This is a genomic window from Kiloniella sp. (assembly GCF_048270245.1).
Taxonomy (GTDB): Bacteria; Pseudomonadota; Alphaproteobacteria; order Kiloniellales; family Kiloniellaceae; genus Kiloniella.
The window spans coordinates 97,272-113,973 of the sequence record NZ_JBLWTH010000007.1 but is presented as its reverse complement, the minus strand read 5'-3'; the positions used below and the strand labels follow the sequence as shown (position 1 = coordinate 113,973).

The 16,702-nt window shown below is 46.6% G+C and carries 16 protein-coding genes; 13 read left to right on the top strand and 3 right to left on the bottom strand.

Translation table 11 applies throughout. The annotated features are described in order from the left end of the window. The first annotated feature begins 34 nt into the window (after nucleotides 1-34). The 6 genes from coaBC to ACN0W5_RS15720 all read left to right on the top strand — a co-directional run bounded on the left by coaBC (nucleotide 35) and on the right by ACN0W5_RS15720 (nucleotide 5,891). The gene (gene coaBC / locus ACN0W5_RS15745) at nucleotides 35-1,249 is read left to right on the top strand and encodes a bifunctional phosphopantothenoylcysteine decarboxylase/phosphopantothenate--cysteine ligase CoaBC (protein WP_417455035.1); all 1,215 of its coding nucleotides are present in this window, start codon (nucleotides 35-37) and stop codon (nucleotides 1,247-1,249) included. A 30-nt stretch (nucleotides 1,250-1,279) separates the two neighbouring features. Next, nucleotides 1,280-1,738, top strand: coding sequence for a dUTP diphosphatase (gene dut, locus ACN0W5_RS15740; RefSeq protein ID WP_417455034.1), 459 nt, complete (start codon nucleotides 1,280-1,282; stop codon nucleotides 1,736-1,738). A 20-nt stretch (nucleotides 1,739-1,758) separates the two neighbouring features. Then, nucleotides 1,759-2,217, top strand: a complete 459-nt coding sequence (locus ACN0W5_RS15735; protein WP_417455033.1) for an RrF2 family transcriptional regulator — start codon at nucleotides 1,759-1,761, stop codon at nucleotides 2,215-2,217. A gap of 36 nt (nucleotides 2,218-2,253) precedes the next feature. After that, the gene (gene cysK / locus ACN0W5_RS15730; protein WP_417455032.1) at nucleotides 2,254-3,225 is read left to right on the top strand and encodes a cysteine synthase A; all 972 of its coding nucleotides are present in this window, start codon (nucleotides 2,254-2,256) and stop codon (nucleotides 3,223-3,225) included. 74 nt (nucleotides 3,226-3,299) lie between these two features. Next, nucleotides 3,300-4,079: a HesA/MoeB/ThiF family protein gene (locus tag ACN0W5_RS15725; protein WP_417455031.1), complete on the top strand. Its 780-nt coding sequence runs from the start codon at nucleotides 3,300-3,302 to the stop codon at nucleotides 4,077-4,079. Nucleotides 4,080-4,250: 171 nt separating this feature from the next. Beyond that, the gene (locus tag ACN0W5_RS15720; RefSeq protein WP_417455030.1) at nucleotides 4,251-5,891 is read left to right on the top strand and encodes an autotransporter domain-containing protein; all 1,641 of its coding nucleotides are present in this window, start codon (nucleotides 4,251-4,253) and stop codon (nucleotides 5,889-5,891) included. A gap of 26 nt (nucleotides 5,892-5,917) precedes the next feature. Here ACN0W5_RS15720 and ACN0W5_RS15715 read toward each other — a convergent pair whose 3' ends face one another. Then, on the bottom strand, nucleotides 5,918-6,406 hold the full coding sequence (locus tag ACN0W5_RS15715; RefSeq protein WP_299374208.1) for an Lrp/AsnC family transcriptional regulator: 489 nt from the start codon (nucleotides 6,404-6,406) through the stop codon (nucleotides 5,918-5,920). 387 nt (nucleotides 6,407-6,793) lie between these two features. On the opposite strand from ACN0W5_RS15715, the gene ACN0W5_RS15710 reads away from it, so the two are divergent. The 5 genes from ACN0W5_RS15710 to astB are packed head-to-tail and all read left to right on the top strand — an operon-like array spanning nucleotide 6,794 to nucleotide 13,139. Further along, nucleotides 6,794-7,984, top strand: coding sequence for an aspartate aminotransferase family protein (locus tag ACN0W5_RS15710; protein WP_417455029.1), 1,191 nt, complete (start codon nucleotides 6,794-6,796; stop codon nucleotides 7,982-7,984). A gap of 12 nt (nucleotides 7,985-7,996) precedes the next feature. Continuing rightward, nucleotides 7,997-9,226 (top strand): hydrolase, encoded by a 1,230-nt coding sequence (locus ACN0W5_RS15705; protein WP_417455028.1) that lies wholly within the window; start codon nucleotides 7,997-7,999, stop codon nucleotides 9,224-9,226. 31 nt (nucleotides 9,227-9,257) lie between these two features. Next, a complete protein-coding gene (locus ACN0W5_RS15700) occupies nucleotides 9,258-10,301 on the top strand; it encodes an arginine N-succinyltransferase (protein WP_417455027.1) in 1,044 nt (347 codons plus the stop codon). Further along, a complete protein-coding gene (astD, locus tag ACN0W5_RS15695) occupies nucleotides 10,298-11,785 on the top strand; it encodes a succinylglutamate-semialdehyde dehydrogenase (RefSeq protein ID WP_417455026.1) in 1,488 nt (495 codons plus the stop codon). The genes ACN0W5_RS15700 and astD overlap by 4 nt, the downstream gene beginning before the upstream one ends. A gap of 4 nt (nucleotides 11,786-11,789) precedes the next feature. After that, complete coding sequence (astB, locus tag ACN0W5_RS15690) at nucleotides 11,790-13,139, top strand: N-succinylarginine dihydrolase (protein ID WP_417455025.1); 1,350 nt, start codon at nucleotides 11,790-11,792, stop codon at nucleotides 13,137-13,139. Nucleotides 13,140-13,190: 51 nt separating this feature from the next. Here the strand turns inward: astB and ACN0W5_RS15685 are convergent, their stop codons facing one another. Both ACN0W5_RS15685 and ACN0W5_RS15680 read right to left on the bottom strand, forming a co-directional pair. After that, nucleotides 13,191-13,769 (bottom strand): hypothetical protein, encoded by a 579-nt coding sequence (locus ACN0W5_RS15685; RefSeq protein ID WP_417455024.1) that lies wholly within the window; start codon nucleotides 13,767-13,769, stop codon nucleotides 13,191-13,193. 42 nt (nucleotides 13,770-13,811) lie between these two features. Next, nucleotides 13,812-15,110 (bottom strand): class I SAM-dependent methyltransferase, encoded by a 1,299-nt coding sequence (locus ACN0W5_RS15680; protein ID WP_417455023.1) that lies wholly within the window; start codon nucleotides 15,108-15,110, stop codon nucleotides 13,812-13,814. A 386-nt stretch (nucleotides 15,111-15,496) separates the two neighbouring features. Here ACN0W5_RS15680 and ACN0W5_RS15675 point away from each other — a divergent pair, with 386 nt between their 5' ends. Both ACN0W5_RS15675 and pncA read left to right on the top strand, forming a co-directional pair. Continuing rightward, on the top strand, nucleotides 15,497-15,796 hold the full coding sequence (locus tag ACN0W5_RS15675) for a YggT family protein (RefSeq protein WP_417455022.1): 300 nt from the start codon (nucleotides 15,497-15,499) through the stop codon (nucleotides 15,794-15,796). Between the two features lie 42 nt (nucleotides 15,797-15,838). Then, a complete protein-coding gene (gene pncA / locus ACN0W5_RS15670) occupies nucleotides 15,839-16,474 on the top strand; it encodes a bifunctional nicotinamidase/pyrazinamidase (RefSeq protein ID WP_417455021.1) in 636 nt (211 codons plus the stop codon). The last annotated feature ends 228 nt before the right edge of the window (nucleotides 16,475-16,702 follow it).

Sequence of the window (16,702 nt, the reverse complement as noted above, 5' to 3'; positions counted from 1 at the left end):
TACGCAATTTTACAGTGAAATAGTACATTTAATAATGATAGCTGGCAAAAGCATTCTACTGGTGGTTACTGGTGGTATTGCAGCATACAAATCTCTGGAGTTAATTCGTCGCCTTAAAGAGCGCGATGTCTCTGTGCGTGCAATCCTAACCAAATCCGGATCAGAGTTTGTTACGCCACTCTCCGTTTCGGCCCTTACGGGTGAAAAGACGTTTGTTGATCTCTTTTCACTTACTGATGAAACCGAAATCGGACACATACAGCTTTCACGCCAGTCAGATCTGGTCGTTGTCGTCCCTGCAAGTGCCGACTTCATGGCCAAGATGGCCCAGGGACGTGCAGACGATCTTGCATCCACGGTTCTACTCGCTACAGACAAAGATACTCTTATTGCGCCAGCAATGAATGTACGTATGTGGGAGCATCCTGCTACACAGGAAAATCTAAAAACCTTGATCGATCGCGGTGTCAAAGTCATCGGTCCTGATGAAGGTTCCATGGCTTGTGGTGAATTTGGCCCCGGCCGCATGTCTGAACCAGCCGAAATTCTTAAAGCAATTGAAAACTATTTTGCTACTCCGTCGAAAAAGCCACTTACCGGCATAAAAACCCTCGTCACAGCAGGGCCTACTCATGAGGCCCTTGATCCTGTCAGATACATTGCAAATCATTCATCAGGAAAACAGGGTTATGCCATTGCTAAGGCTATGCAACAACTCGGCGCTGACGTTACATTGGTGTCCGGCCCGACCAAATTGCCGCCTCCCAATGGGATCAATTTTATTTCCGTCACAAGTGCAGAAGAAATGCTTGCGGCATGCCAAAGCGCCCTCCCCGCAGATATTGCCATTTGTGCTGCGGCTGTTGCTGACTGGCGAGTGGCAGAACAGAGTAAACAGAAAATCAAAAAGAAAAGCGGTGAAGAAGCACCAACGCTTAGCTTTGTTCAAAATCCCGATATTTTGGCAACTCTGTCAAAGTCAGGGCCAAATCGTCCCGGGCTTGTCATCGGCTTTGCTGCGGAAACAGAGCAGGTAACCGAAAACGCAATCTCAAAACGAGAAAGAAAGGGATGCGACTGGATTCTGGCAAATGATGTATCTCCAGAGACAGGAACTTTTGGTGGAGACGACAACACGCTGTTTTTAATTGATAAAAGCAGTGTCGAAAAATGGCATAAAATGACAAAAGACGCAGCAGCAGAAAAGCTGTCCAAGCGTATAGCAGACTACTTAATCCTCAACGCTTAATAACAAGCAAACATGTCAGGAAGAACTTGTATGAACGTAGAGATTTCGATCATTCGTCTCTCTCACGGAGAAGGCTTACCCCTTCCCTCTTATGCCACCCCACAATCAGCTGGGATGGATCTTCTTGCTGCCGTTAATAAGACAATCGAATTGGCACCGGGCGATCGCACACTGGTTCCAACCGGCCTCAAAATCGCACTGCCTGATGGCTATGAGGCTCAAATAAGACCGAAATCAGGCTTAGCACTAAAACACGGAATAACTCTGGTAAATACGCCAGGGACAATAGATGCCGACTATCGTGGAGAAATCGGTGTTATTATGATCAACCTTGGCAAAGAAACCTTCACTATCGAAAGAGGCATAAAAATCGCCCAGATGGTGGTGGCTCCCTGTATTCAGGCTCGTTGGTCCACAGTAGATTCACTAGAGGATACATTACGTGGAGAAGGTGGTTTTGGATCAACAGGCGTCTTTGCTCAGGAATAATAGGGACTGGGAAATAAAAAATGCTTCGGCTATCAAAAAAACTACTCTTTGCAATAGAAGCAGTAGTAGATATCGCTTACCACGCAGGCTCTGCACCTGTACGATCAACTGAAATATCACGTCGGGAAGGCATTCCAAGACGCTATCTTGAACAGGTGCTTCAACAACTGGTTCATAACGGTGTTCTTGCAGGTCAACGAGGACCGCGTGGGGGTTACCGCCTAGCAAAGGAAAGACGGCGCATAACTGTCGGTGAAATTATCCGCGTTGTCAGAGATTTGGAGGGTGCATCAGATCCTGCCAGCGAAAACGAGGGGTCTGACATTGGTATCAATGTCGTTCGCCCGATCTGGGTTGACATGCAAAAGGAAATAATGGAGCGTTTCGACAAAATAACCATTGAGCAACTTTGCGACGAAGCAAGAAAACAAAACATTCCCAGCGAGGCCACAGCCGCAATGCCTGATTTCAGTATTTAATCAGGCGGTCTCCAGGGGGTCGTATAGCGAGAAACCATGAAGACCAAAAACAACACCTTATCTTCCTCTTTCCGAGGCAAAATATACGATTCTATCCTTGATACGATCGGCGCGACACCACTGGTGCGATTGCAAAAACTTGCCGACGCCCACGGTTCAGGTGCTGAAATTCTCGGAAAGTGTGAATTCTTTAATCCGCTAGCATCGATTAAAGATCGTATTGGCTTTGCCATGATTGAAGCACTGGAAGAATCCGGAGAGCTCGACAAAGATACCGTTATTATCGAACCAACCAGCGGTAATACAGGCATCGCCCTTGCCTTTGTTTGTGCGGCAAAAGGTTACAGGCTGATCCTGACAATGCCCAAAACCATGTCTGCAGAACGTCGCAAAATGCTGCGTTATCTCGGCGCAGAATTGGTTCTCACAGATGGCGCGCTAGGCATTAGTGGCGCAGTTGCACGTGCAGAAACCTTGGTCAAGGAATTGCCCAAGGCAGTTATGCCTCAACAGTTCATGAACAAGGCCAACCCAGCAATCCACAGAATCACAACGGCCGAAGAAATTTGGCACGATACCGCTGGTCAGGTCGATATGGTTGTTTGCGGCGTTGGGACTGGCGGCACCCTCACGGGTGTAGGTGCGGTTCTTAAAGAGCTGAACCCGGAAGTCAAAATGGTTGCAGTCGAGCCCGAAGACAGCCCTGTTCTTTCTGGTGGACAACCCGGCCCTCATAAAATTCAGGGGATTGGTGCAGGATTTATTCCTAGCATTCTCGACACTGGATTGATTGATGAAATCATTCGAATCGGAAATGATACAGCCTTCAGAACTGCTCGCGAAGCAGCAGCTCTTGAAGGACTACCAATCGGAATTTCTTCTGGCGCTGCTCTTGCTGCAACGCTGGAAATTGGCGGCCGACCAGAAATGATGGGTAAGAAAATTGTCACCATTTTACCTTCTTTTGCCGAACGCTATTTGAGTACAGATCTTTTTGAAAATAACTAACGGTCTGAAATCTTAACCAGCTGAAAAAATGCACTCAGATAAAAGTGCACATCTGCCGAACGGAAATTTGAAACGTGAATGAGCAATTGGAAGACGAGCTAACAGACGATCAAATTGACCGTTATGCTCGACATCTTGTCCTTCCAGAAGTGGGCGAAGAAGGACAACTAAAGCTTCTGCGTTCAAAGGTTCTCGTTATCGGTGCTGGGGGACTTGGCTCCCCCCTTCTACTTTATCTTGCTGCTGCTGGTATTGGGACCATCGGCGTTGTCGATGATGACGTTGTTGACCTGTCAAACCTGCAGCGCCAGATTTTACACGATACAAATCAAATCAATCACCCCAAGGTGCAGTCTGCTAGGTCGCGTCTGGCCGCGATCAATCCGGACATAGATATCCAGCCCCATCATTTCCGTCTGGATTCAGATAATATTGATGATCTGATTGGTCAGTATGATTTGGTGGCCGATGGGTGTGATAACTTCAATACTCGTTATCTAGTCAATGACGCCTGTTATCGACAAAAGGTCCCTTTGGTCTCCGCCGCAATTATGCGCTTTGATGGACAACTGACAACGTTCAGAGCTTTCGAAGAGGGAGACAAACCCTGCTATCGTTGCCTTTTTGGCGATGAACAGGTCGCGGAAAAAGGCAGTTGCGCTGATGTTGGCGTACTCGGCGCACTGGCGGGTACAATGGGCAGCCTGCAATCCATCGAGGTTATCAAGGAATTACTGGGAATTGGCGATAGTATGAGTAACAGCCTGTTACTGTACGATTCTCTGGGAACATCATTCCACAAGATGAAAACCAAACGCGACCCCGCCTGTAGCTTGTGCGGAACTGCTAATTAGAACCAGATAACTTCATCACTCCCTATATTCCTCCTTAATTCCAATAAGATAATTCATGGAATCTTCAATATTACTTAAGAAATACAAACTACCGTTACTGAAACTTAAAGACACCATAATGTAGCTGTTTCCACAAAACAGCATTAACAAAAAAACAGTACCGTATTTTAAATGATAAAAGCCTTCCTAATTCTTGCCATCCTTACCCTTTTCATGGCCAGCCCAGCATACGCGTTCCAAATTTTTGTATCTGTGCCAGAAAAGACCATCACTCTTGATGTCGAGGCTTCTGATAAAATTGAAGAAATCAGGATTAAAATTCAAAACAAGGAAGGAATAAGCCCCACCCAACAAAAACTGACTTTCTCTGGCCAAGTCCTCTTAGATGGCAAGACACTCTCGCATTATAATATAAAAAAAGAATCTACGTTACAGCTCGTCATTATTAGCAACGAAATAGACGTATCCAATAATGCTCAAGCAGCTGTACAGGTATCCATATCAAACTCACAATCTATCGTACTTACCAACAATATAGGTGCCAGAATTACAACAATTGGCAGCCCTTCAGGTATTAGCCGTTCGACCTCCACAGGCGCGGGGCGTGATTCTCCTGGTGGCACTGGCCGCACATCACCCCAATCTGAGTTAAACCAAATCACGCTGTTTACTGAAAACTTTGAGACGGGAGCCAATAGTTCATCCACAAAAGGAAACTCAGCACGTGAACTTGCGATGTTGGCGTCCTTTGATTCAAGTGTAACATCCATATTCGCGGCTCCTCAAACTGATTCTCAAAATGAAATTAAATCCAGAACAGACCTATCAACAGATCAACCTTGGACAGTTTGGGGGCACGGTTCTTATAACAGCATTGAAAACAAACATGATGAAACGGATGGTGATAACCGTTTTACGGGTGATGTCTGGGGGTACAATATTGGATTTGATTACAGTTTGAATAATGCAACCTACGTCGGCTTATCATTGGGTTATTCAGATAGCGATCTTTCAACATTGTATAACTCTGGAACTTACGATGAAGCCAATTGGTCCCTAACCCCGTATGCTGTGTATCAAGCAACCGATAACATCAAGCTTTCTTTTCTTGGTGGATATAGTTTCGGAGATATAGAACAAAGTCGCAATAACGGATCAGTCACATCAACCACAGACAGTTCCATGCTCTACGCAGGTATAAATGCCAGCTACAAAATCGAACCTCTACAGGATATCCCTTTTGCGGTCTCAACAAAATTAGGATTAACAGCACTTCATAAAGTCGTCGATGCCTATACAGAAAGCGACGGCACTCATGTCGATAAAACAGTATCTAATACTTGGCAGATACAGCCAGGGTTAGAGGCAAGTTATAGCTTTATCAGTGATCAAACAGAAATTCAGCCCTTTGTTAAAGTGGATTTCATTCATGATTTCAGAGATTCTATAAACAATGATGATAATGCCTATGACTTTGGGGGAGGTATACGTATTAATAACCCATCAATGGGGTTGAACGGTATAATCGAAGGGCAATCACAAATTGGTCGTGATGATTACAGCGAATATTCAGTGAGCGGACTATTAGCTTATGGTTTCTCGCTAGATGATGGCCATTCAAAGACATCAAGCTTTTTGGAACCATTTGTTAAATCGAGCTTTATAAACGACGCGCGAATTTACGGGACAGGAATCACCTACCAACATGAATCAGGGTTGATAGAAGCCGATTTTGATATATCCCATACAATGGAAACAAACAGCCAAGAAGGCTATACTTCGGTACTTCTTGGCGCAAAAATCAATTTTTAAATTCCATATCATTTCGTAAAAAGTTGCTAAAGAAGCTTTTCAATCGGATAGCCAGAAAAATGTTTGGATGTGTTTAGCACGACATGACTACTGATGTTCATCACACCAGGTGTGTCCGTCGCATCCAATAGATGATCGTTTATTTCGTTGTATCGTCCCATATCAGGAGCCACGATCCTTAAACAGAAATCAAAAGACCCACTGACCATATAGCACTCGACAACTTCCGGGATCTTTTGCACATAATCCTGAAAGGCTTTGAATTGATCCCGGCTATGGTCTTTGAGGGTCACAGTTGCGATGACCATGACAGACCGACATACCCGTTCCAGATCAAGCATTCCAAAATAGGGACCGATAAAACCGCGTTCTTCCAGTTTACGGACTCTATTTAAACAAGAACTTGGTGATAAGTTAACTCTGTCAGACAAATCCTGATTGGTTATGCGGGCTTCTTGCTGAAGAATCGAAAGAATCTTTTGATCTATTCGATCCAGTTGCTGACTAAATGACATTTACAGGCCTTATTTTTACCAGACTATACATTACAGAACGCAGTTTCATTCTGGATAAACAGAAAATTATTCTCTGGAAATCCTTATTTTCTCAATACATCAGACTTGCACATTAATCAAAACTCTAACGATATTTGTAAATACCTATTACAAAGAACAAAACAAAATATAATTCGGTATAGTTTATTTAAACCGCAGTATCTGCAGTTAAATAGAGCGACTTCGATAAGACCTTCGGCAGATTCTGCGATAAACTTATTTAACTGAGCGAAACCACGGCGTTAGAAATTCGCCAACAACAAACTCGCCGAACAATGCGTAATACACAGGTAATATACTGGGACGCCTGATCAAAGATCAGGCACAGATCCACCAAAGGAGCACATAATGTCTAACGTTCTTCCTGGCCGCGAAGCCATGATGACCACCTACAACCCGCCAAACATCGCCTTTGAAAGAGGTGAAGGAACCTGGCTTTACGCAGAAGATGGTACAAAATATCTCGACTTTTATAGTGGGATTGCCGTTTGCGCCTTTGGTCACGCGCACCCGCATCTGGTTGCTGCGCTGAAAGATCAGGCGGATAAATTCTGGCACTGTTCCAACATGTTCCGGGTCACACAATCAGAAACACTGGCAAAACGCCTAACAGACAATTCTTTTGCGTCAAAAGTTTTCTTTAGTAACTCAGGTGCAGAAGCCAACGAATGTGGCCTGAAAATCCTACGAAAATATCAAGACGCCAAAGGTCGTCCGGAACGTAAGCGTATTATTGGTATGACCAGCGCCTTTCATGGTCGTACACTCGGTACCATTGCTGCAGCAGGAAACCCTGCGCATACAGCCGGCTTCCTGATGGAAGACGAAGGCTATGATCACGTTCCCTTTGGTGATCTGAAAGCACTGGAAGCCGCAATCACAGACAAAACAGCTGGCGTCATTTTTGAGCCCGTTCAGGGTGAAGGCGGCATTCGCCCGGGCACGGCTGAGTACCTTCGGGGTATTCGCGCCCTGTGCGACAAACACGATATCCTGATGATGGTTGACGAAGTCCAGTGTGGTATGGGTCGTACCGGCAAGCTCTTTGCTTATGAGTGGTCAGGGATCGAGCCTGATGTCATGTCCCTTGCCAAAGGCATTGGTGGCGGGTTCCCACTTGGTGCTTGCTTGGCAAATGACAAAGCTGCAGAAGCCATGATCTTTGGTACACATGGCAGCACCTATGGCGGTAACCCTCTTGCTGGTGCTGTTGGCAATGCTGTTATGGATCTCTTGATGGAAGATGGTTTCCTTGCTTCCGTGACAGAAAAATCCAACAAAGTTCGTGCCCAACTGGAAGAGCTTATTGCGAAACACCCCAAAGCCCTGATTTCTGTACATGGTCTTGGCCTGATGATCGGCCTCAAGTGCGCAATTCCAAATGGCGATGTACTGCTTGAGCTTAGGAACGAAGGCATGCTCTGCGCAAAATCTGGTGACAATCAGATCCGCTTCCTGCCACCGCTCAATGTCTCTAATGATGAACTGGATACCGCGATTGAAATCCTTGATCGTGTTTGTACGAAACTGACAGCCTAAGGAAAACGGTCGATGACTTATACCCCTTTGCTCGAATGGATCGATGCACAACAGGACAGTATGCTTTCGGAAGTTTTGACGCTGAGTGAAATCAACTCCGGAAGTGCGAACATTCCGGGAATTGAAAAGGTCATCGACCGACTTTCTGACTTTGCATCTTCGTTAGATGCAGAAGAAGAACGTCTTGAGTTGCCACCCCGAACAGATGTTCTTGATAACGGTGAGGTCGTCGAGAGCGAAAGTGGTCCGCTGCTTCGCCTCACAAAATGGCCAAACGCCAATCGCCGTATTCTTCTGGTGGGCCACAGCGATACCGTCTATCCCAAAGACCATAGTTTCCAACACTGTACCAAGCTTGATGAAAACACCATCAATGGTCCCGGTGTTGCCGATATGAAGGGCGGCATTGTTGTTATGCTCACTGCCTTACAGGCTCTTGAGCGCAGCCCCTATGCCGGTAATATCGGTTGGCAGGTTATTATCAACCCAGATGAAGAGATCGGTTCTTTTGCATCAGCACAACATCTGGACCAAGCCGCCAGAGCAGCCGATATCGGTATGATTTTTGAGCCCGCATTGGCCGATGGTACGTTGGCTGGCGCAAGAAAAGGCAGCGGCAACTTTGCCCTGATTGCTCGCGGACGTGCTGCGCATGCCGGTCGGGAACATCACCTTGGCAGAAATGCCATCGCAGCCCTCGCCCGGGCTATCTCGCTTCTGGATGGCCTGAACGGTCAAATGGAAGGCGTCACCATTAACGTTGCCAAGCTCACCGGCGGCGGACCCAACAATGTCGTTCCCGATTTTGCACTATGTCGCTTTAACATTCGTGTACCAAACCCGGAAGGGCAGGCCTGGGCAGAAAAGCAACTGCAAAAAATCATTGATGAAATCAGTCAGACCGATGGTATTTCACTTGAACTGCACGGTTCATTTGGGCGGCAACCAAAGGTTATGGACAAGGCCCACCAACAACTCTTTTCCCTGTTGAAAAGCTGTGGAGATGATCTGGGTCTTTCAACAGAAGCAAAAGCGACAGGCGGATGTTGCGATGGAAATAACCTCGCAGCTGCTGGCCTTGCAAATATAGATACGCTCGGTGTTCGTGGTGGGGCAATTCACAGTACAGATGAATTCCTGCTGATCGACAGCCTGAGTGAACGCGCCAAACTTTCTGCTCTCCTGCTCTTTAAACTGGCAGCAGGCGAAGCAAGTTGGCCCGACCGTACAACCACAGCCTAATTTGGCTGACAAATCCGGGGAAATCGTCCCAATGTTAATTATCAGACCTGCTCGACAAAGTGATCTAGGTGATCTTATGGATTTGTCCCACGCTGTGGGAACAGGCATGACATCCATGCCAGCCAACGAAGGTTCCTGGCTTGAAAAGCTCACCCGTTCAGAAGCCAGCTTCAAATCCCCCGCAATGGGACCACAAGGTGAGATTTACTTTATGGTTCTCGAGGACACTAAGACCCAAAAAGCGGTTGGCACCACGGCGCTATACGCCGGGGTTGGGCTAAAGTATCCCTTCTATTCCTATAAGATATCGACATTGGTCAATGCCTCATCCGAGTTGGAAACAACCCGTAAAATGAAGGTCATGATGCTAGTGAACGACTACACCGGCGCAACTGAGATCGGGTCGCTTTATCTTTCAAAAGAATACCGCCAGCCCGGTATCGGTCAGTTCCTGTCCAGATGCCGTTATTTAACTTTGGCGGATTTTCCGGATCGTTTCGGTGACATGGTGATGGCCGAAATGCGTGGCTGGCAAAACAAAGACGGCTCCTCTCCTTTCTGGACGCATCTCGGCGAAAAATTCTTCGGCATTGCTTTTGAAAACGCAGACAAGATTTCTTCCGTCAAGGGAACCCAGATCATTTCAGATCTGATGCCAAAGTACCCGATCTATATCGATCTGCTTCCGGAAGAAGCACAGGAAGTTATTGGCAAGCCACACGAATCATCCAGCCCAGCGTTGCGTCTGCTTGAAAAAGAAGGCTTCAACTTTAACGGTTATGTCGATGTTTTTGACGGCGGCCCCTCTGTAGAGGTTCCAACCAGAAACATTAAAACCCTACAATCAAGTCGTGTTGCCTCTGTTAGCGGCACAACAGAACAGGTCGTAACAGAAGATCAATCAAATCTCTATATCATCAGTAACGCAAATATCGATGCTTATCGCATGTGCCTTCAGCCCGCAGAGCTGGACGACAAACAATCCATCAAACTGACACAAGAAACGATTGACGCGCTCCGCCTGAAAGATGGCGATGAAGTACGTTACGTAAAATTCCGGGAGAACAAGTCATGAGCCTAGCACAGAAACTTTATATCAATGGCGTGTGGCGCGATGGCAAAGGCAGTATACTTTCCTCTACCAACCCCGCAAACAACGAAGTCATCTGGCAAGCGGCCTCTGCAACGGCAGAGGATGTAAACGATGCCATTATCGCAGCACGTTCTGCGCTGCGTGGATGGGCGCTCACTTCATTAGACAACCGTATTGAAATCATCACAAAATATCGCGACCTTCTGAAAGAACGTCAGGAAGATATCGCCGTAGCAATTGCAATGGAAACCGGCAAACCGCTTTGGGAAACCAAAACTGAAGCAGCCGCGATGATTGGCAAAGTTGCTCTGTCCCTCGACGCTTTTGAAAAACGTACAGGCGATCATGAAAATCAAATGGGCGAAGGACTGAAAGCAACCCTACGCCACAAACCTCACGGCGTTGTTGCTGTCTTCGGACCCTATAATTTCCCCGGCCACCTGCCAAACGGGCACATTGTACCCTCTTTGATTGCAGGCAATACCATCGTCTTCAAACCCAGCGACCTGACCCCGATGGTTGCCGAAGTTATGATGCAGGCGTGGCATGACGCCGGACTTCCTGCGGGCGTCCTTAATCTGGTGCAAGGTGCCAAGGAAACAGGTGTAGCCCTCGCCGGACATGATGGCATTGATGGCCTCTTTTTCACTGGTAGCTCCGCAACAGGCGAGCTATTGCACCGCCAATACGCAGGTAAAACCGGTAAAATTCTGGCTCTGGAAATGGGCGGTAACAACCCACTGGTTGTTATGGAGGCAAGCGATCACAAAGCTGCGGCTTATCACACCATACAATCAGCCTATGTCACCTCTGGACAGCGTTGCACCTGCTCCCGCAGATTGATCGTTCCAACAGGGAGTGAAGGCGATAGATTTATCGAAACACTATCATCGCAAATTGATGGTATCAAAGTCGGACAGGATGATCAGGAAAATCCACCTTTTATGGGGTCTTTGATTTCCAATGCTGCGGCGGACGGTATCCTTGCCGCACAGGAAAATCTTGAGAAACTGGGTGGTAAAGTTATCAAGCGCCTGGAACGTCTTTATGATGGCAAACCATTTTTAACGCCTGGCCTGATAGACGTTACAGCCATCAAAGACCTGCCAGACGAAGAATATTTTGGCCCTCTCCTCCAGATTATCCGCGTTGCTGATTTTGACGAAGCCATTGCGGTTGCCAACAACACCCGCTTTGGACTTTCAGCCGGGATTCTAACGGACAACAAAGGCCTTTGGGAAAAGTTCTGGATCGAAAGTCGTGCCGGTATCGTGAATTGGAACCGTCCGCTGACAGGTGCCAGTGGATCAGCACCTTTTGGGGGTGTTGGTGCCAGCGGCAATCATCGCCCAAGTGCTTTCTATGCTGCTGACTATGCCGCTTATCCTGTCGCTTCTCTTGAAGCCGATACGCTTAACGTCCCTGCACAGCTAACACCTGGGATCATTCTACAGGATAAGGGATAAGTCGATGACCTATTACGAGGTTAACTTTGACGGTCTTGTCGGCCCAATACATAACTTTGCAGGTCTTTCCTATGGCAACATAGCATCCGATAAGTCAGCCAAAGGAACCTCGAGCCCTAAAGGCGCCGCCTTGCAAGGGTTGGAGAAAATGAAAGCCTTAGCTGACATGGGTATGAAGCAGGGGGTTTTACCTCCTCAGGAACGTCCTCACCTACCAACCCTTCGCGGCTTGGGTTATAGTGGAAACGACGGTGATATCCTTAAGAAAGCCGCAGAAGAAAATCCAGCTCTCTTTGCAGGTACTTGCTCTGCCTCTTCAATGTGGGTTGCAAATGCGGGAACGGTATCTCCGCGTCCTGATACAAAGGACGGCAGAACACATTTCACCCCGGCAAACCTGATCTCCATGTTTCATCGCTCTATTGAGCATCCGACAACCGGACGTACGCTACAGACGATCTTTGCCGATGAGAGCCGCTTTGCTCATCACCCTGCCCTACACGGCAGCCACCATTTCGGGGATGAAGGTGCCGCGAACCACACACGTTTTTGCACCAACTATGGCGACCCCGGCGTAGAGTTCTTCGTTTATGGTGTCGAAGCCCTGCGCAAAAACGCGCCGGGTCCGAAAAAATTCCCCGCCAGACAAACCTTAGAAGCCTGTCAGGCTGTTGCTCGTCTCCATGGCCTGTCCGAAAATCGGGTTGTTTATGCGCAACAGAACCCCGATGTGATTGATCAAGGGGTCTTCCACAACGATGTGATCTCGGTTGGCAACGGACGAGTTCTGTTCCATCACGAAAAGGCTTTTCTCAATACCGATGCTGTCAAAGAAGAGCTGAACAGGAAGCTCTCGAGCAGTGACATGGTTTTTGTCGAGGTTCCCGACAATCAAGTATCCGTTGAAGATGCTGTGCAAAGTTATCTCTTCAACAGCCAGCTAATTTCACCTTCAAGCAGTGGCAGCAATGCCATGACCTTGATAGCCCCTATCGAGTGTCAGGAAAATCCACGGGTAAAAAAATATCTGGAAGATCTTGTTCAACAAGGCGGTGCCATTAGTAATGTAGAGTTCTTCAATCTTCGCCAATCCATGAAAAACGGCGGCGGTCCGGCATGCCTTAGACTGCGTGTTGTCCTCAGCGATGATGATTTAAGCAATCTGGGTGCACGTGTCCTGCTTGATGATGCCCTTTACGAAGACCTCAAGACGTGGGTCTCAAAACACTATCGGGATGAGCTTTCACCCGATGACATCAAAGATCCAGCACTTCTGTATGAAGTGCGAACTGCCCTTGAAGAGTTAACTGACATTCTAAATCTTGGCAAACTTTACGATTTCCAGCGGGCTTAAGTCGGATTCCCGTCCTGACTTAAGCTTCTTTTATCCCGGGTGATCATCGCATCACTCGGGATCTTTTTGTCCGCCACAAGAACGGTTTACAACAGTTCTAAAATATTCCTGTACGATATTTTCATCAAACCATACCGCTTGCACTGATGTATCGAAAGAGATGATATCTCCATTTTCATCGACATCATTCCAAGTCAGTTGTTCAATAAAATTCAACGCATCTAGAACTAATGTTTTACCATTTTCCAACATCTGACAACTTGGCCGATACGCTTCTACATACGGTATGATCTCATCAAAACTAATCTTTTGCTCTCCCCACGCCGTTTCCATTGATGCCACAGGTTGATACAAAATATCCAAAGTAATGCCATTTATAAGCGCTAAGGTACCGCGCTCTATCAAATCCTTATAAGATGCTGATTCTCCGAAATGATCATCAAAATCAATGGAGAGGTACTTCCAGTATTCTTGTTTAAAGACGTCAAAAGGCAAATATAGATCCAGTGCTTCTCCAACATTTTCATCAAAATACAATAAAATATCTTTTCTGATTGAATGAAGCTCTAGATAAGATAATTCAACTTTTTTCCCCTCTAAACTCAACCGATAGAAAGAGCTATCTGACATAACCAAAGCCTATAAATAATATATTATTTGTAAAGTTAATCCCTAGAGATAAAGATCAGATCGTGTTGGCGGCATTCCGGAAAGCCCCTTGGTTCTTTTGGTGGCGACGGTCTGGAAAATATTCAGTGTGCCTCGTGTAAAGGCTAACGACACACCAGTGAGATAGAGGACCCAGAGGCGATAGCGTTCTTCACCAGCTTCTGCAATCGCTTCTTCTTTTTTCTCGATCAAGCGACGCGCCCACAGTTCCGTGGTTCTGGCGTAATGTTCACGCCACGCTTCGACGTCATGGACCTCAAAACCATGTGCTTCAAGGTTTCTCGCGGTCATACCGATATGATCAACTTCCGCGCCGGGGAAAATATATTTGAGCATCGAATTATATTCTGGACGCTTTCGATTGAACTTCGCATCGCTGGTTTTGCCCCTGCGGGTAATGGCGTGGTGCAAATAAATTCCGCGCGGTTCCAGCAAACGATTAACCGTCAGATAATATTCCCGGTGATTTTCTATGCCCACATGTTCAAACATACCAATGGATGAAATCTTATCAAAGGTGCCTTCAAGCAAACGAAAGTCCTTGAGTTCAACCGAGACCTTATTTTCAAGACCTCTCTCTTTAATCCGCTGTTGTGCCAGAGCCAACTGTTCTTCGGACAACGTAACCCCGACAGCAGTGACGCCAAAGTGTTCAGCCGCATGGCAGATCAACGCGCCCCATCCACACCCGATATCCAGCAAGCGATCCCCGGGTTTCAGGCGTAGCTTGCGACAGATCATATCCAGCTTGTCGCGCTGTGCCTGTGCAAGATCATTGGCCCAGTCCGTGAAATAGCCACAGGTATAAACCATCTCGGGATCAAGAAAGAGCTCATAAAACCTGTTGGATACGTCATAGTGATATGCAATATCGTCCTGCTTGCTACCCCGGCCCGACGTCTCGCCTTGACCGTCCAGCTGGACGTTTTGTTGATCCGTTCGCGCAAAGAGAAGCGGAAAGAGATTCCGTAGTAGAAGGCTTTTATTCAGGCTTTTGAGCAGCTTCTTGGTTTTGCCTTGGGGGCGACGTTCGGCCAGATCAAAAAGCGTGCCGCCACGAATATCCAGCCCACCTGAAAGATAGAGATCAATAACCGTCTTAAGTTTTGGCCGCCTGAGTAGTTTGGTTAAGACCGTTCTGTCCGTAAGCGCCAGACGGAGGTTATTTTTTTCAGCATCAGAAGGCGGAACAAGAGACCCATCCCAAAGTTGAAAAGAGAAATCCAAACCAAGTTTTTCGTGGAGATGCGAAAGTGCTTTTCTGACGCTTTCTAGCGAACGGTCCTGTCCCATAACAGACATTACTAATCCTTTGATAAATCAAACAAGATTGCACCACACCCATCAAAAGCTTACCCAAGCAAATAGCCAGAAGCAAATACTCTGTCCGGCACCACTGAAAATTGATCAGAACGATGATAATTAAACCATTATCATCGTTCCACACATCCCCAATCAACAAAGGTTCTAAACATACATTGAGAGATAAGTATCAGCTTGTAATTTAGCTTTCCGCGTCCTATTTAGCTTCGAAGAGACGTCATGTTTAAGCAGACAAAAACACCCAGATAACTTATTAGGTAATTGCCTTGGGTAATTGCTTTGCTTGAATATAAAGAAGCAGGTATGTAGGCTGTTCTTAATTTATTATTGCCTGCAACCTCCCAACCAGTTGAGATGTGTTTACAATGGACATTATTCTAGGGCCTTTGATTACTGTACTCGTGATTGCGCTCGATCTATTCAAATGGGCTGTTATCCTTTCGGCAATTCTAAGCTGGCTCGTTGCTTTCAACGTAATTAATACGCATAACCAGTTTGTCAGTATGGTTGGAGAGTTTCTCTGGCGTTTGACAGAACCTGTACTTCGCCCGATTAGAAATATCATTCCCAATATCGGCGGCATGGACCTGTCCCCAATCGTACTTTTACTGATCATCATATTCCTACAAAATGTGCTCATTAACCTCCGCATCAGTTTTGCGTAAAACAGCTTAAATCTGGCTTATCAACAAAGAAGGTATCGCGTTATGTCCCATTCTCTAAGTTTGAGCAGCCGCGATGCCCTCTTGATCATTGATGTGCAAAACGATTTTTGCACGGGTGGGGCTTTGGCGGTACCAGAAGGTGAAGCCATTGTCCCCGTTGTGAACAAACTGATTGACCGCTTTCCCCACGCACTTGCTACACAAGACTGGCACCCCGAGGGACATTTATCTTTTGCTTCATCCCACAAAAATCAGACCCCTTATGGAATAATCGAGCTTAGCTATGGTCAACAGGTTCTTTGGCCGGATCATTGTGTTCAAGGAGAAGACGGATCAACTCTGCATAAAGATCTCAATAAAAATGCGCTGGAGCTGATCCTGCGCAAGGGCTTTCGGAAAGAAATCGATTCCTATTCCGCCTTTTACGAAAATGACAAAAGTACCTCAACCGGCCTCAGCGGATATTTGAAAGAGCGCGAGATCACGCGCATCTTCCTTTGCGGCCTTGCAACGGATTTTTGTGTGTATTACTCGGCAATAGACGCCATCAAGCAGGGGTTTGAAACCTTTGTGATTGCCGACGCCTGTCGAGCAATTGATCTGGATGGATCATTGGCTAAAGCGATGTCTCACATGCGAGAATCAGGCGTTGAAATTCTGAGCTCTGACGAGCTTTAACCGGATTATCCGATCAATTAATTCAGAATTCAAAACAGAAAGCCTATCCTGCCTTGCGATAAGTCATTGCATCGCCAGACCGAAAGCCATAAAACCACGAAAACAGAAGTCGAGATTCCCCATACTTTACATCGCCTCAGGCGGAATTTTGTTGGGCTTATGATACTGACCAATTGACATTGAGATCAATCGCCCCCGATGTCAATTGGCACTGGGATCAATCAAGGA